The sequence below is a fragment of the Streptomyces sp. NPDC001717 genome (assembly GCF_042892775.1).
In the GTDB taxonomy this organism is placed as follows: Bacteria; Actinomycetota; Actinomycetes; order Streptomycetales; family Streptomycetaceae; genus Streptomyces.
The window spans coordinates 110,286-132,405 of sequence record NZ_JBIAUK010000002.1; the positions used below are offsets into that span (position 1 = coordinate 110,286).

The following is a 22,120-nucleotide window of genomic DNA, read 5'->3' on the forward strand; positions in this document are numbered from 1 at the left end:
AAGTTTCCCCTCGCTTCCTCCCCAAGGCGGTTCCCTCATGACCACACTCCCTTCCCTCTCCCGGCGGGGCCTGCTGCGCGCCGTGGGCGCCGGCTCCCTCCTCATGACGCTGGGCGCCTGCCGCTCCGCCGTCGACGACAGCGCCCCCGCCGCCGCGGCCAGTCCCCGCAGGGGAGGCACCCTGACGGTCGCGCACGGGGTCGACTTCACTCCGGCCCTGCTCTTCGCGGTGAGCGCGATGACCCTCGTCCCCCGCCTGGTGTTCAACACCCTCACCCGCTACGACGACAAGCTGCGGCCGCAGCCGGAACTCGCGAAGTCCTGGCAGGTGGCCCCGGACGGCAAGAGCATCACCTTCACGCTCCGCGACGACGTCACCTTCCACAACGGCCGCAAGTTCACCGCGGACGACGTCATCTTCGCGGTGCAGAACCTCCAGAACCCCGTGCGGGCCGCCCAGTTGAGATCCACCGCGGCCGCGGTCACCTCGTTCGAGAAGCGGGGCGACCACGAGATCACCCTCGGCCTCGCCCATCCCGTGAGCAACCTGTTCGACCTCTTCGAGTTCATGTTCATCGCCGACAAGGACTCCGTCGAGGACGCCGTCGCCGGCAAGCAGCTCATCGGCACCGGGCCCTACACCTTCACCGGCCGCAACCCGGGCGCCTCCCTCAGCTTCACCCGCAACGAGCGCTACTGGCAGCCCGGCCGCCCCTACCTGGACAAGGTCGAGATACGCATCATCCCGCAGCCCGATTCGCTGCTCTCCTCGCTGCGCACCGCCCAGTCACAGCTCTCGTTCGACGTCCGGGGCCAGGACGTGGCGCAGTTGAAGGACGACAAGCAGTTCCGGATCAAGGGTTACGACACGGGCGCCGGCGCCCTCTACCTCGGCGCGAACGTCCAGGAGCAGTACACCAGTGACAAGCGCGTGCGCCAGGCGCTGTCCTGGGCCGTCGACCGCGAGCGCATCGTCAAGCAGGTCCTCGGCGGCTACGGCCAGGCGAGCGCGGCCCCCTGGCCCAAGTCCTCCCCCGCGTACAGCGACGCCAACGCCACCCGCTACCGGCACGACCCGGACAAGGCGCGGGCCCTGCTGAAGGAAGCCGGGCACGACAGCCTGTCCCTGCCGCTGGCCCACGCGTCGGTCCCGAGGGTGACGGCCATCGCCCAGATCATCCAGTACGACCTGAAGCAGATCGGCATCACCACCGAGCTCCAACCGTACGACTCGGCGACCATGCAGAAGAAGCTGATCGCCCAGCAGATGCCGGCGCTGTGGACGATGGGCCACGGGTTCGCCCAGGTCCACCCGTCCACCCTGGCGGTCAGCGCCTACCCCTTCAACGAGGCCAAGAACACCTCGCAGTTCAGCTCGCCCGCCTACACCGAGGCGGTACGGGCGGCATGGGTGCGCAACGACGCGGAGGGCCCCGAGGCGCTGGCGGCCTACCAGCGGATCAGCGACCAGCTCCTCGACGAGGCCTTCATCATCGACCTCGCGGTGGAGGCGCAGGTGGAGGTCGCCACGGCCAAGGTCCACGGAGCGGACCTCAACAAGTTCGGCTACCTCATCCTCGACGACGCGTACCTGGTGTGACGCCGTGCGCTCCTACCTGTTGAAGAGGGTTCCCTCCGCGCTGCTCGTCCTGGCGCTCGCCTCGTTCGTCATCTTCGTGATCCTGCGCCTCATCCCGGGCGACCCGGCCACCACCCTGGCCGGACCGGACGCCGGACCTGCGGCGGTCGAGGCGATCCGGGCCCGACTCGGCCTGGACCGGCCGCTGTTGGCCCAGTACGTCGCCTGGCTCGGCGATCTCGTACGCGGCGACCTCGGCCCCTCGTACGCCATCGGCGGCGAGGTCTCCGACCTCATCGCCCAGGGACTGGGCCGGACGGTGGAGCTGACCATCGGCGCCCTGGTACTGACGGTCGCTCTCGGCCTGGCCCTGGGCATGGTCGGGGCGACCGGGCGCGGTCGCGGGGTGCGCGCCGCGGCGCGGGCGGTCGCCACCGCCGCGCTGGCCGTGCCGCCGTTCGTCACCGGCATCGTGCTGGTGCTGGTGTTCGCGGTGGCCCTGCGCCTGCTGCCCGCCGGCGGGTACCAGTCGGTGCTCGACGCCCCCGACATCGGCCTGCAGTACCTGCTGCTGCCCGCTCTGTGTCTCGCCCTGCCGAGCGCCGCCGTCCTCGGCCGCTATCTGAAGGACGGGCTGGAGCGCGCCCTGGCCGAGGACTACATACGCACCGCCACGGCCGTCGGCGTCACCCGGCGGCGCATCGTCTGGCGGCACGCGCTGCCCAACGCCCTGCCCTCCTGCGTCACCGTACTCGGCATGCAGATCGGCCAGTTGCTCAGCGGAGCGGTGGTGGTCGAGGCCGTCTTCGCCTGGCCGGGCCTGGGCATGCTCGCCGAACAGGGGGTGGTCCGCCGTGACTACCCCGTCGTCCAGGCCCTGCTCCTGCTGCTGGTCGCGGTGTTCGTCGCCGTCCAGTTGCTCACCGACATCGTCTACGCCTGGCTGGACCCCCGGATCAGGTGGGAGTGAACCATGACGACCACGACCCTCTCCCTCCGCACCCGCAACCGCTACCTGGGCGGACTGCTGACCGTCCGGGGCATCACCGGACTCGCCCTGGTGTCCACGATCGCCCTGGCCGCGCTGCTGGCGCCGCTGCTCACCTCCGCCGACCCGCTGGCGCAGAGCGGCGACGCCCTGCTCGGTCCTTCGTCGCGGCATCCGTTCGGCACGGACGACCTCGGTCGGGACCTCTTCAGTCGGGTGCTCCACGGCATCCGCGCCGACCTCGCCATCGGTCTGACGGCCGTGCCCATAGCCGCCGTGGCGGGCTGCGCCCTCGCCCTGCTCTCCGTCTCCTCCCGGGCTGCCGACGCCGCCGTGCAGCGGGCCTTCGACCTCGTGCTGGCCTTCCCCGGGCTGATCCTCGCCCTGACCATCACCGCCATCTGGGGGCCGGGCCGGCTGCCCGTCGTGGCCGTCATCGCCCTGGCGGAGACACCCGCGTTCGGCAGGCTGCTGCGGGGCGGCATCCTCGTACAGCGCGAACGCGAGTACGCCGTCGCCGCACGGGTCGGCGGCGCGGGACGGCTGCGCGTCCTGTTCCGCCACGTCCTGCCCAACGCGATCGACCCCATCGTCGTCCAGATCGCCACCGCCCTGTCCGTCGCCGTGTTCATCGAGGGCGCCATGAGCTTCATCGGGGTCGGCATCAGGCCCCCGGAGCCCTCGCTCGGCAGCATCCTCAGCCAGTCCACGGGCTACATGGGCACCCACCCCGCCTTCGCGGTGGCACCGCTGATCGCGGTGACCGCGCTCGTCATCGGCTTCACCCTCGTCGCGGAAGCCCTGAACCGGGGGATCCGGCAGTGACCCAGGCCACCACCCGCACCACCACCGACATCACCCGCACCACCGGCGCCACCGCTTCCGGTCCGTCCGCACGCCCCGTGCTGGACGTGCGCGGCCTGCACGTCGGGTTCCCGCTCGGCAGCCGGACCGCGCACGCGCTCCGCGGTGTCGACCTCTCCCTCGCCGCCGGGGACACGCTGGGAATCGTGGGCGAATCCGGCTCGGGCAAGTCGACCCTGGCCCTCGCCCTCACCCGCATGCTCCCGGGCAGCGGCCGCATCACGGACGGCTCCGTGCTGCTCGACGGCCAGGATCTCGCCACCGCCTCCGACGAGACCCTGCGCCGGGTCCGCGGCGGACGGATCGGGATGATCTTCCAGGACCCCATGGCCTCCCTCAACCCCGTGCTCTCCGTCGGGCAGCACCTGGACGAGGCGATGCGCGCGCACGGCCGCGGCGACCGGCGCTCGCGCCGCGCCCGCACGCTCGAACTCCTGGACCTGGTCGGCATTCCCGACCCCGCGCGGCGCATCGACGACCACCCGCACCAGTTCTCCGGCGGCATGCGCCAACGCCTCATGATCGCCCTCGCGCTCGCCAACGAACCCGACGTCCTACTCGCCGACGAACCGACGACGGCGCTCGACGCCACGGTCCAGGACCAGATCCTGACCCTGCTCGAACGGCTGAACCGGGAGATGGGCACCGCTCTCGTGCTCATCACGCACGACATCGGCGTCGTCGCCCGCTCCTGCCGTCGCGTGCTGGTCATGTACGGCGGCACGGTCGTCGAGGACGGGCCCACCGACCGGGTCCTCGCGGACCCCCGGCACCCCTACACCGCCGGACTGCTGGCGGCCGTGCCCCGGCTGGAGTCCCCCTCGGGAACCCGGCTGCGCAGTATCCCCGGCAGCCCGCCCGACCCCGCCGCCCCCACCGGCGGGTGCGCGTTCGCGCCCCGCTGCGCTCTCGCCGAGGACCGCTGCCAGGACCAGGGGCCCGTTCTGACCAGGGCTTCGGCCGGCGTCCGCGCCGCGTGCTGGGTCACCGGTCCGAAGGACGTCGTCATCGCGGAACCCCCCGAGGACCTCCCTACCCGGCCGACGGCCGCGGACCGGGCCGCCACACCGCTGCTGGAGGTCACCGGGCTGCGCAAGACGTTCCCCGGCCGGGGGCGCGCCGGGCGCCGCGATCCACTGGTCGCCCTGGACGGGGTCGACCTCGTCCTGCACCCCGGCGAGACGCTGGGGATCGTGGGTGAATCGGGGTCGGGCAAGTCCACTCTCGCGCGCACCCTCGTCCAGATCCACGAACCCACCTCCGGAGTCGTCCGGTTCAGGGGAAGGGAGGTTTCCGGGGCCTCCCCGGAAACCTCCCGGGCGCTGCGCCGCAAGGTGCAGATGGTCTTCCAGGACCCCTTCTCGTCGCTCAACCCCCGGATGACCGTGGGCCAGATCATCGCCGAGCCGCTGATCGCGCACGGTCTCGGCGACCGCGCGGTACGGGCGGAGCGGGTGGCCGCGCTGCTGCGCCAGGTCGGACTGGATCCGGAGGCCGCCGGGCGCCACCCGCGCGCGTTCTCCGGCGGCCAGCGCCAGCGCATCGGCATCGCCCGCGCGCTGGCCCCCGAACCGTCGGTCCTCATCTGCGACGAGCCCGTCTCCGCACTCGACGTCTCCGTCCAGGCGCAGGTCGTCAATCTCCTCACCGACCTGCAACGCGACCTCGGGCTGGCGCTGTTGTTCATCGCCCACGACCTCGCGGTGGTGCGCCAGATCAGCCATCGCATCGCCGTGATGCACCGCGGACAGGTGGTCGAGACGGGCCCCGCCGACGAGGTCTGCACCCGCCCGGCACACCCCTACACCCGCACCCTGCTCGGGTCCGTTCCCCGAACCGCCCCGTCCACTCCCCCGTCCTCTCCCAAGGAGCTCCGCCCGTGACCACCTCCGACCACACCCCCGACACTCCCGACACCCCTACCCCTGCGGACACGCCGAACCGCCGCGATCCCTACGCCGGCTTCGCGGGCCGGGTCGGCCGCACCTTCGCCGAGTCCGAGCCCTCCTGGCAGCCGCAGCGCCGGCCCGGCGGCCGTGCCCCGAACGTCGTCGTGGTCCTCGTCGACGACATGGGATACAGCGACATCGGCCCGTTCGGCTCGGAGGTCCCCACCCCCGTGCTCGACGACCTGGCCGCAGGCGGCGTGCGCCTGGCCAACTACCACACCATGCCCCTGTGCTCCCCCGCCCGTGCCGCCCTGCTCACGGGGCTCAACCCGCACCGCGTCGGATACTCGACGGTCGCCAACTTCGACCCCGGATTCCCCGGGTACGGCATGGAAGTCGGGGAGGACATCCCCACCCTGGCGGAGGTCCTGCACGACGCGGGCTACGCCACCTACGCCGTCGGCAAGTGGCACCTGACCCGCGACTCGACGTCCAACGCCGCCGACGACCGGCGCAACTGGCCGCTGCAGAAGGGCTTCGACCAGTACTACGGCGTACTGGAAGGACTGACGAGCCTGTTCCACCCGCACCAGCTGGTCCGCGACAACAGCCCGCTGGACATCGACGAACTGCCCGACGGCTACTACTACACCGACGACATCACCGACCAGGCGATCTCCATGGTCAAGTCACTGCGCGCGCACGACCCCGACAAGCCGTTCTTCCTGTACGTCGCCCACAACGCGGTCCACGGCCCCCTCCAGGCCAAGCCCGCCGACATCGAACGCCATCGCGGACGCTACGACGGAGGCTGGGACGCCCTGCGCGACACCCGCTTCGCCCGGCAGATCGCCGACGGCCTGTTCCCCGAGGGGACGGCCCTGCCGGAACGCAACGCGGAGGCGGGCTTCGAGGTCGGCCCCTGGGCGGAGCTGACGCCTGGGCAGCAGCGGCGCTACGCCCGCTACATGGAGGTCTACGCGGCCATGGTCGACAACATCGACCAGAACCTCGGCCGGCTCACCGACACCCTGAGCGCACTCGGCGAACTCGACAACACCATCATCGTCTTCACCTCCGACAACGGCGGCACCGGCGAAGGCGGCGCCGAGGGCACGCGCAGCTACTTCAGCCGGTTCGTCCACCAGCCCGTCCCGGACGACTGGAACGAGGACGTGGACCGGGACACCGACCTCATCGGCGGTCCGCAGAGCCTGGTGCACTACCCGCGCGGCTGGGGCATGGCCTCCAACACCCCCTTCCGGCTCTACAAGGGCCAGACCTACGCGGGCGGCGTGCGCGTACCGTTCGTCATCTCCTGGCCACAGGGGCTGCGCAGGGCGGCGGACGACTCCGGGGTCCGGCAGCAGTACCAGTACGTCACCGACATCACCCCCACCCTCCTGGAACTCGCGGGCGTGCGCCGCCCGGAGCTGTGGCGCTCGCGGCCCGCCCAGGAACTCGACGGCGTCAGCTTCGCCCCCGTCCTGCACGACGGGCGGACGCCCGGCGCCCACACCGAGCAGTACTGCGAGATGTCCGGCAACCGCAGCTACTACCGCGACGGCTGGAAGCTGGTCACGCTGCACCGTCCGGGCGCACCGTACGACGACGGCGAGTGGGCGCTGTACGACCTGCGCACCGACCCCACCGAAACCACCGACGTCGCCGGGGCACACCCGGAGGTGGTGAAGGAGCTGGCCGCGGCGTGGGAAGCGGCGGCCTGGCGCAACGGCGTCTTCCCCCTCGCCGACGGCAGCGGCGCACTGGCCCGGCGCAACCCCGCCGAGGAGCGGTTCCACCGCCCCCTCACCCTCCTGCCGGGCACACCCGAGCTGGAGCGCTACCGTTCCTCCCGGCTCATCTCCTTCCGTTCCTTCGACGTCACGGTCGAACTCGACGAGCACGCCGCCTCGGACCAGGGCGTACTGGTCTCGCACGGCGACCAGGGTGGCGGCTACAGCCTGTACGTGGAGGACGGGCGGCTGCGCTTCGCGTACAACGAGTACGGCGAGCTGCACGAGACCGACGGCGGCCCCCTACCGGCGGGTCGGCGGACGGTCGTGCTCTCGGCCACTGCGGTGGAGGGTCTGCGCTGGGAGTTCCGCATCCTGATCGACGGTGTGGAGACCGGGCGGTCGGACAGCGTGCACCAGCTCATCGGCATGGCGCCGCTCCAGGGCATCAGCGTGGGCGTGGACCGCAAGTCCCCGATCTCCTGGCCGGTCTACGTACGCCACCGCAGCTTCCGCTACACCGGCCGCCTGCGCTCGGTGACCTACACCCCCGGTACGCAGGCGTCCTACGACCCAGCGGTCGTCACCCGCGCGCTGAAGGAGGCAGCCGCCGCCTACGAATGACGATGACAGCTCGCGAGTGCCGTGTCCCGTGCCGCAGCCTCCTTCGGTCGGCCTGCGTCCGGCCGCATTCGATGCGCAGCCGGCGACTCGTGGGACCGGGTCGCCGGCCCCGCAGGCCACCGCCGGCCGGCCCTGGGGCTATCGGTGGTCGGGCACGTACTCGTAGCCGACGCGGCGCACGGTGGATGTGCGGTCCCGATGGACGGGGCCGAGTTTGCGGCGCAGCCGGGCCACGTGGACATCGACGGTACGGCCGTCGCCGAAGTGCCCGTACCCCCGGATACCCGAGATGAGGGCATGCCGCGTGTGAACCGCGTTGGTCCAGAGGGTCGAACTCCAGGTAGGTGAGGCTGAGTTCGCGCCCGTCGACCTCGACAGTCGGCGTGCGCGATCGACCCGTACGGCGTCAGCGGGCCGGACGGGATCGGGGTCGGGATCCGGTTCCGGCTCAGGAGCCCGAAGCCTCTGGAACTGGAGAGGATGGACCTCCGGGCATACCCCGTGCGCTGTCATCAGCGCCACCGGATACGTCCGGAGATTCGGCACGGCGAACGGACCCGCACGGCTCAGGGGTCCGGGGTCACGATAGGCGCGACGTGCAGAGGCACGGCAGCCTGTACGGCGGCGCGCCACGCGAGGACCGACCGGACCCGACCAGCGGGTCGTGTGCCGGAAGCCGATCCGGGTCCGGCATCCGCTCCATAGCGGAGCCCAGGTCAGCGACCTGGTGCTCGTCTGTTCTCCTGGGTCCCCACTGGTGGTCAGGCGTGCTTGTCCGCGGGGTGGTGGGTGGGCTGGACCGACCAGGCCGGGGGTGCGTCGTTGCCCGACCGTTCATCGCTTTCCGCGTCGGCGAGGCTTGCGTGGATCTTGCCCGGGGCGTGATGGACCGGGGCGTAGACGGCGTAGAGCTGGATGGGCTCGTCCCCGGTGTTGGTGACGTTGTGCCACGTGCCGGCGGGTACGAAGACCGCCCAGCCGTCCTCGACCTCCTGATCGAAGTCGAGGCGGTCCTTCGCGCTGCCCATCTGAACGCGGCCGCGACCCGCGTCGAGCCGGAGGAACTGGTCGGTCTCCGGGTGCGCCTCCAGGCCGATGTCCTCGCCCACCGGGATCGACATGAGGGTCAGTTGGAGGTACTTCCCGGACCAGGCGACCGAGCGGTAGTTGGTGTTCTCCAGCGTCGCCTGCTCGAGGTCGAAACTCTGAGGTTCGGGCCCGATGTCCTTGATGGTCATGCTTCTCTCCCGGTCGACGGAGGTCGTACGCGTTCCGGCACAGGTGTGTGCCAGGCCAACCCTTCCAGACCGACCGGGGTGTTTCGGCCCGACGCCAGTGCCATTTGAGCCGGGCTGTCACGGGCAGCCGGGCAGGCGCGTCAGCTCGGCGCCGAAATGGAGCGGGAGCCTGTCGACGTCGATGAGTCGATGTCAGAACCACGTGAGACCGTCTGCCCGGGAGCCCGCCAAGATCACGTCGGACACCAAGGTCGTCCGTCTGGAGCTCTTCGAGTCGAACGTGCGGGACTGCGCGGGTTCGACCGCCGTGAACACTGCCATCGGCGACACCTTGGGGTCCGGGATGGGCGAGGGCTTCCGGTGGTTCCACAACGGCGTCACCGCCGTCGCCGACGCACGCCGCATATCGCCGGCAAGCAAACCGTCGTCGAAGACCCCGCCCGAAATCGTGAAGGTCCCCTCTGTCTGGGAGAGCTACCAGGATCGCGGATCAATCCAGGGGGCGATCCGTTCGTGCTCGTCGGTAGCCTGCGCGTAGCCCGCCTGGATGGCGGGAGCCCATGCCGCGAGGTCGCTCGGGTCCGGTGCCGAAGGCCTGGAGTGAGGGCTCGTCAGGAGCAATGGTGAGCAGGGCCACTCCGGCGAGGACACGGTCGGGGCGATCACCCTGCTCAAGCACTGACCCCCGCGCTGGAGGCCTTCTGCCACAGGCTCTTTACGGAGGGGATGTCAAGCTGCGCTCTCGACTGCTGCCTGCACCGGGCTCAGCCCGATCAGAACGGACGTGGCTGGGCGCTCCGGCCTCGACGTCAGCGCACCGAGCCTCACCATCACCCGGACACTGCGCAAACCGGGACCGCCGTGAGTGTCGCCTTCAGGCGGGTACGGGCCGGGACCGGACCCCTCGCCGCGTTTGACACCGCCAAAGACGGACAGCCGCATGGTGTACCGCGATCCCGCAGCAAGCGGAGGCAACCGAGGCCTCCAGCCCGCCAGGCGGTCCGCCACGGCACACCAGCCTCTCCGACCTGCCACGCCTCCCGGTTTTACTCCCTCCGAGCCGGGAGGCGGCCGGCGAGCCGGCTTCTACAGCTCGTCACCCCACGAGCACGATTCCCCCGACCGGCCTACGACATCCGGCGGCTCAGGCGTGCCCGTGTCACGGCGACAGGGCGAGAGGTCCACGCATGCGGGCCCGGCCGGTCGAAGCAGCCACCCGGCCGGGCCCCGCCACGTACGCCGCAGCCCCACACCGAGCACGCCCGCGAGAGCGGCGCACCTGTGCGGGTGCGCGGCACCTGCGCCACCCACACTCCCCTCCCGGCCCACAGCGGACACCGACAGCCGCATCCACACCTGACCCACCCCGCCAGGCCCTCCCCCGTGCCCCTGGAGCAGTACGGGAGCCAGCCTCAGCCGGCCAACGCGACCAGCCGCCGGTAATCCAGCTGGTCCACCCGCCTGGCCGTGAGATGGACCCGCACATCCGGCAGGTACTCCTTCAGGGCCGTGTAGCCCGCCAGGTAGGCCTCTTCCTGCGCACCGGCACCCGGCGGCATCCACAGCACCAGCAGGTGTTCGTGTCTGCGCGCACCCTCCGCGGTGGCGAAAGCCAGTTCGTGGACAACCAGCCGCGCCTGGTCAGCAGGCAGGGCACCGATCAGCTCGTCATGCGTCAAGTTCCCCTCCACCTCGGGCACCAGCACGCCGGGAAGGTCGCCGAAGCGGAGGATCACGGTGTTGATCTCACGCATCTGCTTCAGGTGATGGAGGGCATCACGGGACACTCCCGAAAGAGCGATCGGGCTGATCACCAGAACCTCGCTTCATCCATGGCCTGAGAACTGCTCATGCGCGCTCCCCCTTCCACTCTGGCTGCTCCAACGCCTCGGGCAGCAGCCCGAGCATGTCCAGAAGCAGCACCAGATCTCGGGAATCGGTGGCGCGCGCCGCAACGGCACGAGTCGCGGCCCCCCGATCCGCCGCCACCAAGGAACACGCCAGAAGCGCCGACTCGTCACAAGCGAAGGGATCCCTCACCCCACCGATCCCACCATCCCCGGCCGCCACCCGCAGCCGCACTGCTCCACCTGCCCAGCCACAGGACCACGCGCGCCTGCGCACGGGGCCACCGCCGGAAACATGCATGAGCGTTGTATTTGGCCCCCGTCGCCTGAGGCCACCGTGGCGCCGCCCGGCCCAGGACGGCTGCACATGAGGCGTGGCCGCGAGGGGCCGAGACGCCTCGCTTTTCTGCCTCCCGGGAGACATTGGGACTCCGCAGTCTGGCGGTGGCGTCGTGGTGGGCGCGTCGTGGTGGGGCTCGTCAGCCCTTCCTGAGCCGCTTCGATCCGTCCTGCGGGTCGACGCCGGTGAAGGCGGAAGGGTCCTTGCCACCGCTGGGGCGCTGTGAGCGCCCTCGGGCCCCCAGGTCGTGGTGGCCCTTCTGGCCCTTGCCGGCCAGATCCTCTCCGCTCCGCGAAGTCGACTCGACCGGCGTACCCTCGTCGGCCTTGCGCGAGGGCCGGTTCTTACGGGTGGACCCCTGCGTCTTTTTCGGCGTGTCGAAGGAGCGCCGGGCGCTGGGGTTGTCCTGCGTGTGCGTGGAGTCGACGTCGACCGACCATCCGTGCTGCTCGGTCCCTTCGTATCGGCTGGGCCCTTCTCCGTGCTTGGGGTGGGACTTCGGGGTCATGAGCTTTCTCCTGTCCAGGCATCCCCTGGTGCTGCCCCTGCCCCATCAACTCGACGTCAACCACCTACGGCGGCGCCCGGGCGGCGGAAGGGGCGGCACCGGTCCGAGCCGGGGAGCGAGCGGACAGGTCTTCCGAGTGCGAAACGCCCTCGAGACCGGCCTTGCGAGCAGGGCAAGCCGGAGAACAGGTGTCGGACCGGCCAACGAGCCCAGGGGTACGCCTGACGCGAAGCCGCCCCGAGCTGTACGGCTCCGTCACGTAGGGCCACCGGCATGGCGTTGCGTCCCTCCGCTCCGGGCGCCCACCCAAAGCATTCGCGGGCATGGCGATCTCAGGTGGGGGCAGGCGATGCGCATGACGAGAGAACGTATGGGGGATGGGCGCATCACCGATCCCTGGGGGCGCCGCACCCCATACGGGCGCGGCGATCCCTGGCCCACTCGCGTGGACCAGTACCTCGCCGGGGATCGCGACGACTATGAGGTCGACCGGTGGGTCCAGACCGCCTCGAACCTGCATTCCAACGGCGACGCGATGGAACTGGCGGTGCGGGACGGACGGCTGGTCGGCGTCCGGGGCATGGCCCGCGACCGCGTCAACCGCGGCCGCCTCGACCCCAAGGACCTGTACGGCTGGCAGTCCATCGGCTCCCCCGACCGCCTGACGACTCCGCTGATCCGTGAGGACGGGACGCTACGCGAAGCCGACTGGGACACCGCCATGGCCCTCGTCACGGAGCGCACGCGCGCTCTCCTCGACGGCCCGGGTCCCTCCTCGATCGGCTTCTACACCAGCGGGCAGCTGTTCCTGGAGGAGTACTACGTGCTGGCCGTGCTCGCTCGTGGCGGGCTGGGTACCAAGCACCTGGACGGGAACACCCGGCTGTGCACGGCCACGGCCGGCGAGGCGCTCAAGGAGTCGTTCGGCTGCGACGGTCAGCCCGGCTCGTACGCGGACATCGACCATGCCGACACGATCGCGCTGTTCGGGCACAACATGGCGGAGACCCAGGGGGTGCTGTGGAGCCGGGTCCTTGACCGCCTCGCCGGAGGAGAGCCACCTGTCGTGCTGTGTGTGGATCCTCGTCCGGGGCCGGTGTCCGATGCGGCCACCGTTCATCTCCAGCCGAGGCCCGGCACCAACCTCGCGCTCATGAACGGGCTGCTGCACGAGGTGATCGCGAACGGCTGGATCGACCGGTCCTACATCGAGGCGCACGTCGCGGGCTTCGACCGGCTCGAACAGCAGGTGTCCCTCTTCCCGGCCGAAGCCGCCGCCGCGGCAACCGGCGTGCCCGCGGAGCAGATCCGTACCGCGGCCCCTCTGTTGGGCCAGGCCGACCGGCTGCTGTCCACGGTCCTGCAGGGTTTCTACCAGTCACACCAGGCCACGGCGGCAGCCGTCCAGGTCAACAACCTGCACCTGATCCGCGGCATGCTCGGCCGGCCGGGCTGCGGCGTCCTGCAGATGAACGGCCAGCCCACCGCGCAGAACACCCGCGAATGCGGTGCCAACGGTGACCTGCCGGGCTTCCGGAACTGGGCCAACCCCCGCCACGTCCAGGAACTCGCCAAGGTCTGGAACGTTCCCGCGGACCGTATCCCGCACGACGGTCCGCCCACCCACCTCATGCAGATGATCCACCTGGCCGAAGAAGGCTCCCTGCGCATGCTGTGGGTCTCCGGCACCAACCCCGCCGTCTCCCTCCCGGAACTGCGGCGCATCCGCGCCGTGCTCGGCCAGGAGCGGCTGTTCCTGGTCGTCCAGGACCTCTTCCCCACCGAGACCACGGAGCTCGCCGACGTGGTGCTGCCCGCCGCGGGCTGGGGTGAGAAGACCGGCACGTTCACCAACGCCGACCGCACCGTGCACCTCTCCCTCAAGGCAGTCGACCCGCCCGGAGACGCGCGCCCCGATCTTGACATCTTCCTCGACTTCGCCCGCCGTATGGACCTCCGCGACGCGTCGGACGCGCTACTCCTGCCCTGGGGCACTCCCGAGGAAGTCTTCGAGGCGTGGAAGGAGTGCAGCAGAGGCCGGCCCTGTGACTACAGCGGACTGACCTACGCCCTGCTGCGCGACCGCGGCGGCATCCAGTGGCCGTGCACGACCGACCACCCCGACGGCACCGAGCGCCTCTACGCCCGGGGCGACTTCCGCAGCCGCCCCGAGGACTGCGAAACGTACGGCCGCGACCTCCTCACGGGAAGCTCCCTCGACGAGGACGCGTACCGGTCCCTGAACCCGGACGGCAAGGCGCTCCTGCGCACCGCCGCCTACGCTCCGCCGCCCGAGCAGCCGGACGCCGACTATCCGCTGTGGCTGATCACCGGGCGCACCCTCTATCAATTCCACACCCGCACGCGCACCGGTCGGGTTCCCGAACTGCGCTCCGCCGCACCGGACATGTGGATCGAGATGTCGGAACCCGACGCGGCGGCAGCCGGCATCAGGGAAGGCGACCTCGCCGAGGCAGCCACCCGGCGCGGTACCGTCCGGGCCCGGGTGCGTGTCACCGGCATCCGCCAGGGCGTCGTCTTCCTGCCCTTCCACTACGGTTACTGGGACGCCCCTGATGGAGTCGGCCACCACCGGGCCGCCAACGAGCTCACGCCCACTTCCTGGGATCCGGCCTCGAAGCAGCCCCTGTTCAAGACGGGCGCGGCCCGCGTCACATTGGTATCCAGCACCTTGGGCCCGGCCCCGGCCCCCACCACCGCAGCCTCGCGGCCCGAGCCCGGCCCGGACGCGAAGGACAACGGCACCCCTCTGACGGGACCATCATGAACGCGCCCATGCCGCACACCCCCACAACGGTGCTTCGCCCACTCGGCACTCCCCTGCCCGTCGGATTCCTGGGCCTGGCTGCGGGGGCGTTCCTCGTCTCCGCAGTCCAGCTCGGCTGGATCCCGCCCCATGAGCGCCACGCGGTGGCTGCGGTCCTCGTGGCCTTCGCCTTTCCGCTCCAGCTGCTTGCGGCGCTGATCGGCTTCCGGGCGCGGGACACGGCGTTCGCCACCGCCATGGCCGTGTTGGCCACGGGGTGGCTTGTGCAGGGGGTCCTTCTTTCGGCTGGCCCCGTACCCGGGGCCGCGCACACGCTCGGGCTGTTCCTCCTCGTGACGGCTGTCACCCTGGTCGTGCCGATCGCCTCGACCGGTGCAGGCAAGCTCGCGGCTTCGGCGGTCGTCGGCTGCGCGGCCCTGCGCCTGGCTCTCGCCGGCATCCAGCAGCTGACCGGGTCCCCCGCATGGGAGGACGCGGCCGGGGCGGCGGGTCTGGCCCTCACCGTCGTGGCCCTCTACTCCGCCACCGCTTTCGCCCTGGAGGACACCCGGGGCCGGCCCGTCCTGCCCGTCGGCCGGTACGGGTCCGGCGCCCGGGCCGTGGAAGACGGGGCAGAGCCCGGCGTCCGGCCGCTGCTCTGATCGCACCCCCGCCGTCTGGGCGTGCGCTGGCACATGCGGGTAGGCGCCCGGCATGAAACAGACCGAAAAGTGGAGACCTGGCGAGATCGTGCCGGACAGCGGCATCTACGCCTGCGACTGCGGCAGGCAGCATCTGTGGAGCAAGAGCACGGACGTCCGCGGGCACCGCTTCCCTCCCCTGCCCTACGACTGCTCGGGCGAGGCATGGACCCTGCGCACGCAGGCTCATCCCGACACGGACTGAACGTTGCCGTGAGGCTGCGGACCAGCAACCCCCATGCGCCGGGATGCAACGGGAGCTTCGGGCTCACGACCCTTTTGCGGGAGCACGTCTCCTGCGGCGGTGGCGAGATCCGGCTGCACTTCCCCGCGAAGTCCGGCAAGGAGGTCGAGCGCTCGCTCGTCGACGAGCAGGCCCACGCCGTGATCAGGGCGCTGCTACGGCGTCGGGACGACGGAGAGAGGCTCTTCGCCTACTGGGAGCACAGGGCGTGGCACCAGGTCCACGCCGAGGACCTCAACTCCTACCTGCGGGAAGGGTCAGGGCAGGAGGTGACGGCCAAGGACTTCAGGCCCTGGTACGCCACCGTGCTGGCGGCGGTCGCCCTCGCCGTGTCCGAGAGCACCGCCGACGCGTCCCGGGCCCGCCGCGGCAGGGTAGTGGCGCGCGCCGTGCGCGAGGTCAGCGGATACCAGGGGAACACACCGGCGGTGTGCCGAGCCTCCTACATCCATCCACGCGTCATCGAACTCTACGAGGAGGGCGAGACCATCGCCGCCGCCCTCGGCAAGCTGGGCGAGAACGGCGCCTTCGGCGAACCGGCGACCCACGGCCGCGTTGAACGCGCCGTCTGCGGCTTCTGCGCTCTGGCACCACATGACCGGCACGGCGGCCGTCCGTTCGAGGCCGCGCGGTCGCCCTCACCCCCCGGCCGGCTCCGTATGCGGTGTGGTCACTCCGAAGGAACGTCCCCGAAGGGGATCTCGTCGCTCGCGCGGAGCTCGGCCGACATATTGCGTTCCATCATACGCAGGGCCGCCTCGGCGAGGCCGGCGTCGATGTGGGCGACCGCATCGAGGGCGACGACGACGTCGAGGTGGCGGATGTGAGCGTCCAGGGCCGAGTAGAGCACGCACTGCTCGGTCACCTGCCCGCACAGCACCACCCGCTGGACCCCCAGCTGATCCAGCAGGTAAGCCAGGGGCGTTTCGAAGAAAACGGAGTGCCGCGCCTTGACGACGAACAGGGATTCCTCGTCAGGGGCGATCGGCTCCACCAGGTCGGAGTATCGACCGGCCAGGGCGGCATCGAGGATCTCGCCGTGATGGGAACGCCAGCGGCCGAAGTTGTCGTTCACGTAGATGACCGGTGCACCGGCGTCCCGCGCCCGCTCGAGCAGGACCCCAACGCCCGGAAGGGCTTTGCGGACGGATCGCACCAGCACCTCGGCGTCTTCGTGGTCGTAGGTGTTGAGCATGTCGATCACGATGAGTGCCGTGCGGCCCACTCCCTCGCTTTCCGCCACCCGGTCAAGTCGGTCGCCCCTGAGAGCGCGACCGCCACTCACCGGCGTGCTGCCGGCGTAGTGGCGACACGGATGATGAGGACGCCTTCGTCAAGAGGGAGAGGCAGCGGCATCGCGGGTTTCCTTCATCCGGGGAAGAAGACAAGTGGCCGTGGAGGCAGTCTCCTGCCTCGGCTGAGGTTTGGTGCGTCGGCCACGCCGCAACGGTTCGGGCCGCTTCGTGCCGTGGAGGCTGCCGCGCTCGGTAGCCCGCACGCATGAGCATGGTTCGCTCAGCTCGGGTAGGCGCGGTACCTGACTCATGACCGAGAACTTGCGCTGGTGACCGGCGCGTCCAGTGGTATCGGGTTCGAGCTCGCCCGGCAGCTCGGACCTGCGCAGCTACGAGGAAGCGGAGCGCTTCGTAGACACAGTGGCCGCCACCGGACGCCCGGTAGCCGTCGTCGTGCTCAACGCCGGCGTGGGCGAGGGCGGCGCCTTCCTTGATACCGACCTGGAGGACGAGTTCGAGATCGTCGACCTGAACGTGCGCTCCACGGTACACCTGGCCAAGCGGCTGGTTCGGTCCATGGCGGCCGCGGGTGAAGGGCGCATGCTGATCACCTCTTCCATCGCCTCCACCATGCCGGGCTCGTTCCAGGCCGTGTACAACGCCTCGAAGTCGTTCCTGCAATCCTTCTCCCAGGCGCTTCAGAACGAGCTCGAGGACACGCCCCTGACCGTCACCGCCTTGATGCCCGGCCCCACCGACACCGACTTCTTCCGCCGCGCCGACATGGGTGACACCAAGGTCGGCCAGAGCGAGAAGGACGATCCAGCCCAGGTGGCCAAGCAGGGACTCGACGCCCTCTTCGCCGGCAAGGACAAGGTCGTCGCCGGATCGCTGAAGACCAGGGCGCAGGGAATGGCCAACAAGGTCCTGCCCGACAGTCTCAAAGCAGAGGGCCACCGCCGGATGGCGGAGCCCGGATCCGCCGACCAGTAGCCCCTGGCACAGGCCGGACCTCGACGGGGGTACCGAGGGATACGGCATGACCATCGGGGTAGCCGGATCACATGGACGCCAACACCGAAACCACTCCGCTGCGCGCCGTCGCGCTGGTCTGCACGCTCTCCCCGTCGCCGAAGCGGTCTTGCTCCCAGTTGCTGGCCGAGCAGACCGTGGCCGCCCTGGCCGATCACGGCGTCACGGGAAGCGTGATCCGGATCGCCGATCACGACGTGAAACCGGGCGTCGAGGTCGACATGGGGGGCGGTGACGCCTGGCCGGAGATCCGCGACACGATCCTGGGCTGCGACATCCTGGTCCTGTCCACGCCCATTTGGCTCGGCCACCCTTCCAGCGTCGCCCAGCGGGTCCTGGAACGCCTCGACGCCGAACTGGGCGAGAGCGACGACGAGGGCCGCATGCTCACCTACGGCAAGGCCGCCGCCGTGTGCGTCGTCGGCAACGAGGACGGCGCCCACCACGTCAGCGCAGAACTCTTCCAAGGTCTGGGCGACGTCGGGTTTTCCCTCGCTCCGAACGCCGTCACCTACTGGGTCGGCGAAGCCATGCAGGGCACCGACTACCAGGACCTCGACAAGACCCCCGAGAAGACCGCGGCGACGACGGCCACGCTCGCCGCGAACACCGCGCACCTGGCGCGCCGCCTCAAGGGCGCGTCGTACCCGCCCTCTACCTGACGCCCACCATTGGTCGCGCCGGAAGGAGACCGCGATGCCCTCACACGAGCAGGCCCACCTCACCGATCCGGTGGCACTGCACCCCCGGCCCCCCTTCCCCGAGCAGGACCAGGACCACCCGGGCTCGACCGAGGCGATGAATCCGCGCCCCGACCACGGTGAGGACACCTACCGGGGCCACGGCCTGCTGGAGGGGCGTAGGGCGCTGGTCACGGGAGGGGACTCCGGGATCGGCCGGGCCGTCTGCCTGGCCTTCGCCCGGGAAGGCGCCGACGTCGTCTTCACCCACCTGCCCGAGGAAGCCGAGGAGGCGGAGGAGTCCGCTCGCCTGATCCGCCGGGCCGGCCGCGCGGCGGTGCCCGTCGCCTGCGACCTCCGGTACGAAGACGAGTGCACGGCCCTGGTCGAAAAGACCGTCGGTGAGCTGGGCGGCATCGATCTGCTGGTCAACAATGCCGCCTACCAGATGTCCCAGCCGGACGGGATCGAGGCGATCACCACGGAGCAGTTCGACCGGGTGATGAAGACCAACCTGTACGGGATGTTCTGGCTGACCAGGGCCGCGCTGGCCCGCATGCCCCGGGGCGGCTCGGTGATCAACACGGCTTCCGTGCAGGGCTACCGGCCCAGCCCGCATCTGCTCGACTACGCCATGACCAAGTCCGCGATCATCTCCTTCACCCACAGCCTGGCCCAGATGCTCGCCGAGCGCGGTATCCGCGTCAACGCCGTCGCGCCGGGACCGGTCTGGACGCCGCTGATCCCGGCGACGATGCCCGACCCGACGAAGTTCGGCGAGCAGTCGCCGCTGGGCCGGCCGGCCCAGCCGGCGGAGATGGCACCCGCGTACGTCTTCCTCGCCTCCGACCAGGCCTCCTACATCACCGGCGAGATCGTCAACGCCACCGGCGGAACGCCCCTGCCATGACCCCGGACGAAGCTCTGCGCCGGATCGCCTTCCTCCTCGAATGGCGCGGGGCGTCGCCGTACCGGGTACGGGCGTTCCACACGGCAGCCGACGCCGTGCGCGACCTGCCGGCGGGCCCCGTGGAAGCCGCGCAGGCCGGAAAGCTGCGCGGGGTGGGCCCGGTCACCGCCGAGGTGATCTCCCAGGCATCGACCGGCGCGGTACCGGGCTACCTCGCCCGCCTGCAAGCCGAAGCCGACCCGGCCGCCTGCACCGGCTGGGACCTCGCAGCCGCGAGCACCGGAGACTGCCACCTGCACTCCGACTGGTCGGACGGCGGCAGCCCGCTCGAGGACATGGCCGGGGCGGCCCGCGCCCTGGGTCACCAGTGGGCCGTTCTGACCGATCACTCGCCGCGGCTGACGATCGCGCACGGGCTGAGCAGCGAACGGCTCGAAAGCCAGCTGGAAACCGTGGCTGCCGTGAATGCCCGGATGGGCCCGGGCTTTCGGCTGCTCACGGGGATCGAGTGCGACATCCTCGATGACGGCTCCCTCGACCAGGACGAAGACCTGCTCGGCAGGCTCGACGTCGTCGTGGCATCCGTGCACTCCAAGCTCCGCTCGGAGCCCGAGCCGATGACCGCCCGCATGGTGGCCGCGGTGCGCAACCCGCACGTCGACGTCCTGGGACACTGCACGGGACGCATCATCACCGGCCGGGGCCGCCCGCAGTCCCGCTTCGACGCCGGAGCCGTCTTTGCCGCGTGCGCGGAGGCCGGCACCGCGGTGGAGATCAACTGCCGTCCCGAACGCCGCGACCCCCCGGACGACCTCCTCGTACAGGCCGCCGCCGCGGGCTGCCGCTTCGCTGTGGACACCGACGCCCACGCCCCCGAGCAGCTGCACTGGCAGAGCACGGGCTACGCGCGCGCGGCACGCATCGGCCTGGGAGCAGACCGGTTGATCACAACGTGGCCCCTGGAGCGGCTGCTGACCAGCAGAACCGGCTGACCGTGGAACACGCGCCCCCCTTCCCGCCGCGTCCGCGGGGTGACAGGGCGGCTGCCCCCTCCCCTCCATCCGAGTGAGACCCCCCGTGCGGCCGGGCTCCGTCCCGCCCGGCGGGGAACCGATCGGATCGGGCCGGAACGGCCCCACCCCGAACACGTATGGAGGAGACATGGGACACGGCGGAAATGTGATCAACGAGCTGATGACCGACCACCGGGAGGTGGAGGAGATGTTCGGCCGTCTCCAGGCCATGACCGGCAGCGGGCAGGAGCTCCGTGATCTCATCGACGAGATCACCATCGAGCTGGTACGCCACTCGGTCGCCGAGGAGCAGTACCTCTACCCGGCGGTACGCGAGCACGTCCAGGGCGGCGATCAGATGGCCGACAAGGAGGTCGAGGACCACGGCCGCGTCGAGAAGATCCTCAAGCAGCTGGAAAAGATGAGCACCGACGACGCGCAGATGAGTCCGCTCCTGCGGCAGCTCATGGACGAGGTCTCCGCCCATGTGCAGGACGAGGAAAGCAACCTCTTCCCGATGCTGCAGCGAGCCTGCACCCCGCAGCAGCTGGACGATCTCGGTGACAAGATCCGCCGAGCCAAGGCGATGGCGCCGACTCGTCCGCACCCCTCAGCACCGAGCTCCCCGACGGCCAGCAAACTCCTCGCACCAGGCGCCGGCCTGGTGGACCGGGCGCGCGACTTCGTGACCGGCCGCGGCAAGTCCTGAACCCTCACTCCCGACGGCGGGCCTGCGCGTTCTCATCCGGGCGGCCCGCCGATCCAGGACGGACGGTGACGTGCGTCATGCCGCTTTGCCGCCGCTTCCGGCTAGCCTGGTCGCCCATGAGCGGAGCGGCGCAGCTTCGCGCCGTACCTCGCGAGCCCTCACGGGCCAAGGCGAGCACGCTCCCGGAGAAGCCGCTGTGTCCTCCGATCTCACCCCCGTCATAGCCGCCGGCACCCGCTGGCTCCTGACCGCCTTCCCACCCTCTCCAGGTGCGTTCAGCCAGGCTCTGGCGGAAGCCCAGGCCCGCCAGGCCGTCGCCGTTGCTGCCGCCCTGCGGTACCCGACCGCGCTCGACGCTCAGCTCCTGCACCTCCTCGGCCCGGGTGGAAGCGCCCGGCTGGACTGGCTGACCGGAGCCGACCACGGCGGCGACGCCGACGCCGGCTGGCGTACCTGGGTGGACGAAACCGTCGTCAGCTGGGCCGCCTGCCTCCTCGCTGCCCCCACTCTCGCCACCGACGCCCACCAACTCGTCGACCGGAGCCAGGCAGGCGAGATCACCCGGCTCACCCGCCCCGGCGACCACGAACACGATGCCGCGCCCTTGCTGCGGCACCCTGACCTGCTCGAACCAGTCGCCGCTCTGCACAGGGAACTGCTGCTGGACCTGCTGGACAACGAGAACGCCGCCCTGGGGTAGGTAGGGCAGGCTCGGCCCGAAGAGGATCTCGACGTAAGCCTCGCTCCGATCCAGCGAGCCACCGGAGTGAGCCATCGGGTCTCGACGCTCCCTGACCGGCTCGCTCGTCAGGGATGGAAGAGGACCTTGACCATGTTGTCCCGCTTCTTCTCGCAGGTCGTCAACCCAGCGGCGGACGTTCGCCTGTCCCATGCGCAGCTGGATCTGCTTGTCGAACATCGTGAGCAGCGGCAGCGGATCAGCGGCTCCACCGTAGACACCTGACAGGGAAATGGTGCCGCCGCGGCGCACGAGCTCAATGGCCGGCTTCAGGGCCGCCAGGCTGTCCACTCCGGCCTTCTTCATCAGCGCTGCGGCCAGGACGTCCGGGAGCAGGCCGGTCGCGGTCTGCGCGGCCCTGGCGCCGGCACCGCCGTGAGCCTCCATGCCGACGGCGTCGATCACGGCGTCCGGGCCGCGGCCGCCGGTCGCGTCTCGGACCGCGTCGACGAGCTGGTCGCCGTACTGGTCCAGGTC

General features: G+C 70.7%; 19 protein-coding genes and 2 pseudogenes. 15 read left to right on the top strand and 6 right to left on the bottom strand.

Features of this window, described 5'->3' with window-relative positions; all coding sequences use genetic code 11:
- Positions 1-37: 37 nt before the first annotated feature.
- From ACFYZL_RS05040 to ACFYZL_RS05060, 5 genes are read left to right on the top strand one after another with little or no spacing between them, the layout of a single operon-like run.
- Positions 38-1,600 carry an ABC transporter substrate-binding protein gene (locus tag ACFYZL_RS05040; protein ID WP_384743008.1) on the top strand — a complete coding sequence of 521 codons (1,563 nt, stop codon included), beginning with the start codon at positions 38-40 and terminating at the stop codon, positions 1,598-1,600.
- 4 nt (positions 1,601-1,604) lie between these two features.
- Positions 1,605-2,549, top strand: a complete 945-nt coding sequence (locus ACFYZL_RS05045) for an ABC transporter permease (RefSeq protein WP_384743010.1) — start codon at positions 1,605-1,607, stop codon at positions 2,547-2,549.
- Between the two features lie 3 nt (positions 2,550-2,552).
- The gene (locus ACFYZL_RS05050) at positions 2,553-3,392 is read left to right on the top strand and encodes an ABC transporter permease (RefSeq protein ID WP_388676118.1); all 840 of its coding nucleotides are present in this window, start codon (positions 2,553-2,555) and stop codon (positions 3,390-3,392) included.
- Between the two features lie 29 nt (positions 3,393-3,421).
- Positions 3,422-5,314: an ABC transporter ATP-binding protein gene (locus ACFYZL_RS05055; RefSeq protein WP_388676914.1), complete on the top strand. Its 1,893-nt coding sequence runs from the start codon at positions 3,422-3,424 to the stop codon at positions 5,312-5,314.
- Positions 5,311-7,680, top strand: coding sequence for an arylsulfatase (locus ACFYZL_RS05060; protein WP_388676121.1), 2,370 nt, complete (start codon positions 5,311-5,313; stop codon positions 7,678-7,680). Before ACFYZL_RS05055 ends, ACFYZL_RS05060 begins: the two co-directional genes overlap by 4 nt.
- Positions 7,681-7,818: 138 nt before the next feature.
- On the opposite strand, the gene ACFYZL_RS05065 is transcribed toward ACFYZL_RS05060, so the two are convergent.
- Together ACFYZL_RS05065 and ACFYZL_RS05070 are read right to left on the bottom strand one after the other, a co-directional pair.
- Positions 7,819-8,193 carry a winged helix-turn-helix domain-containing protein gene (locus ACFYZL_RS05065; RefSeq protein ID WP_388676124.1) on the bottom strand — a complete coding sequence of 125 codons (375 nt, stop codon included), beginning with the start codon at positions 8,191-8,193 and terminating at the stop codon, positions 7,819-7,821.
- A 248-nt stretch (positions 8,194-8,441) separates the two neighbouring features.
- Positions 8,442-8,918 (bottom strand): cupin domain-containing protein, encoded by a 477-nt coding sequence (locus ACFYZL_RS05070; protein WP_388676127.1) that lies wholly within the window; start codon positions 8,916-8,918, stop codon positions 8,442-8,444.
- Positions 8,919-9,225: 307 nt separating this feature from the next.
- On the opposite strand from ACFYZL_RS05070, the gene ACFYZL_RS05075 reads away from it, so the two are divergent.
- Positions 9,226-9,456 (top strand): hypothetical protein, encoded by a 231-nt coding sequence (locus ACFYZL_RS05075; protein ID WP_388676130.1) that lies wholly within the window; start codon positions 9,226-9,228, stop codon positions 9,454-9,456.
- An 874-nt stretch (positions 9,457-10,330) separates the two neighbouring features.
- Here the strand turns inward: ACFYZL_RS05075 and ACFYZL_RS05080 are convergent.
- Both ACFYZL_RS05080 and ACFYZL_RS05085 read right to left on the bottom strand, forming a co-directional pair.
- A complete protein-coding gene (locus tag ACFYZL_RS05080; protein WP_388676133.1) occupies positions 10,331-10,732 on the bottom strand; it encodes a hypothetical protein in 402 nt (133 codons plus the stop codon).
- 512 nt (positions 10,733-11,244) lie between these two features.
- Entirely contained in the window at positions 11,245-11,613 is a 369-nt protein-coding gene (locus ACFYZL_RS05085; protein ID WP_388676136.1) for a hypothetical protein, read from the bottom strand.
- A 355-nt stretch (positions 11,614-11,968) separates the two neighbouring features.
- Here ACFYZL_RS05085 and ACFYZL_RS05090 point away from each other — a divergent pair, with 355 nt between their 5' ends.
- The 4 genes and pseudogenes from ACFYZL_RS05090 to ACFYZL_RS05105 all read left to right on the top strand — a co-directional run.
- Positions 11,969-14,401, top strand: a complete 2,433-nt coding sequence (locus tag ACFYZL_RS05090) for a molybdopterin oxidoreductase family protein (RefSeq protein WP_388676139.1) — start codon at positions 11,969-11,971, stop codon at positions 14,399-14,401.
- Positions 14,402-14,430: 29 nt separating this feature from the next.
- Positions 14,431-15,042 carry a GPR1/FUN34/YaaH family transporter gene (locus ACFYZL_RS05095; protein WP_388676142.1) on the top strand — a complete coding sequence of 204 codons (612 nt, stop codon included), beginning with the start codon at positions 14,431-14,433 and terminating at the stop codon, positions 15,040-15,042.
- Positions 15,043-15,094: 52 nt separating this feature from the next.
- Positions 15,095-15,286: a hypothetical protein gene (locus tag ACFYZL_RS05100; protein WP_384742739.1), complete on the top strand. Its 192-nt coding sequence runs from the start codon at positions 15,095-15,097 to the stop codon at positions 15,284-15,286.
- Positions 15,247-15,741 (top strand): annotated as a pseudogene (locus ACFYZL_RS05105) (DNA topoisomerase IB); the annotation flags it as partial. The gene ACFYZL_RS05100 and the pseudogene ACFYZL_RS05105, both read left to right, overlap by 40 nt.
- A 254-nt stretch (positions 15,742-15,995) precedes the next feature.
- Here ACFYZL_RS05105 and ACFYZL_RS05110 read toward each other — a convergent pair.
- Positions 15,996-16,550, bottom strand: coding sequence for an isochorismatase family cysteine hydrolase (locus ACFYZL_RS05110; RefSeq protein ID WP_388676917.1), 555 nt, complete (start codon positions 16,548-16,550; stop codon positions 15,996-15,998).
- A 430-nt stretch (positions 16,551-16,980) separates the two neighbouring features.
- Between ACFYZL_RS05110 and ACFYZL_RS05115 the strand changes: the two genes are divergently transcribed.
- From ACFYZL_RS05115 to ACFYZL_RS05135, 5 genes are all read left to right on the top strand, one after another.
- Positions 16,981-17,553: an SDR family NAD(P)-dependent oxidoreductase gene (locus ACFYZL_RS05115; protein ID WP_384742736.1), complete on the top strand. Its 573-nt coding sequence runs from the start codon at positions 16,981-16,983 to the stop codon at positions 17,551-17,553.
- Between the two features lie 71 nt (positions 17,554-17,624).
- Entirely contained in the window at positions 17,625-18,254 is a 630-nt protein-coding gene (locus tag ACFYZL_RS05120) for a flavodoxin family protein (protein WP_388676146.1), read from the top strand.
- Between the two features lie 34 nt (positions 18,255-18,288).
- Entirely contained in the window at positions 18,289-19,182 is an 894-nt protein-coding gene (locus tag ACFYZL_RS05125) for an SDR family oxidoreductase (RefSeq protein ID WP_388676149.1), read from the top strand.
- Positions 19,179-20,174: a PHP domain-containing protein gene (locus ACFYZL_RS05130; RefSeq protein ID WP_388676152.1), complete on the top strand. Its 996-nt coding sequence runs from the start codon at positions 19,179-19,181 to the stop codon at positions 20,172-20,174. The genes ACFYZL_RS05125 and ACFYZL_RS05130 overlap by 4 nt, the downstream gene beginning before the upstream one ends.
- A gap of 169 nt (positions 20,175-20,343) precedes the next feature.
- Complete coding sequence (locus ACFYZL_RS05135) at positions 20,344-20,904, top strand: hemerythrin domain-containing protein (protein WP_388676155.1); 561 nt, start codon at positions 20,344-20,346, stop codon at positions 20,902-20,904.
- Positions 20,905-21,757: 853 nt separating this feature from the next.
- Here ACFYZL_RS05135 and ACFYZL_RS05140 read toward each other — a convergent pair.
- A pseudogene (locus ACFYZL_RS05140) lies at positions 21,758-22,120 on the bottom strand (glutathione-dependent formaldehyde dehydrogenase); the annotation flags it as partial.

Excerpts from the sequence above, each read along its gene's own strand:
- ACFYZL_RS05120 (WP_388676146.1), top strand. The coding sequence starts at position 17,625 with ATGGACGCCAACACCGAAACCACTCCGCTGCGCGCCGTCGCGCTGGTC.
- ACFYZL_RS05050 (WP_388676118.1), top strand. The coding sequence starts at position 2,553 with ATGACGACCACGACCCTCTCCCTCCGCACCCGCAACCGCTACCTGGGC.
- ACFYZL_RS05070 (WP_388676127.1), bottom strand. The coding sequence starts at position 8,918 with ATGACCATCAAGGACATCGGGCCCGAACCTCAGAGTTTCGACCTCGAG.
- ACFYZL_RS05040 (WP_384743008.1), top strand. The coding sequence starts at position 38 with ATGACCACACTCCCTTCCCTCTCCCGGCGGGGCCTGCTGCGCGCCGTG.
- ACFYZL_RS05135 (WP_388676155.1), top strand. The coding sequence starts at position 20,344 with ATGGGACACGGCGGAAATGTGATCAACGAGCTGATGACCGACCACCGG.
- ACFYZL_RS05125 (WP_388676149.1), top strand. The coding sequence starts at position 18,289 with ATGCCCTCACACGAGCAGGCCCACCTCACCGATCCGGTGGCACTGCAC.
- ACFYZL_RS05090 (WP_388676139.1), top strand. The coding sequence starts at position 11,969 with ATGACGAGAGAACGTATGGGGGATGGGCGCATCACCGATCCCTGGGGG.
- ACFYZL_RS05065 (WP_388676124.1), bottom strand. The coding sequence starts at position 8,193 with ATGACAGCGCACGGGGTATGCCCGGAGGTCCATCCTCTCCAGTTCCAG.
- ACFYZL_RS05130 (WP_388676152.1), top strand. The coding sequence starts at position 19,179 with ATGACCCCGGACGAAGCTCTGCGCCGGATCGCCTTCCTCCTCGAATGG.
- ACFYZL_RS05085 (WP_388676136.1), bottom strand. The coding sequence starts at position 11,613 with ATGACCCCGAAGTCCCACCCCAAGCACGGAGAAGGGCCCAGCCGATAC.
- ACFYZL_RS05100 (WP_384742739.1), top strand. The coding sequence starts at position 15,095 with ATGAAACAGACCGAAAAGTGGAGACCTGGCGAGATCGTGCCGGACAGC.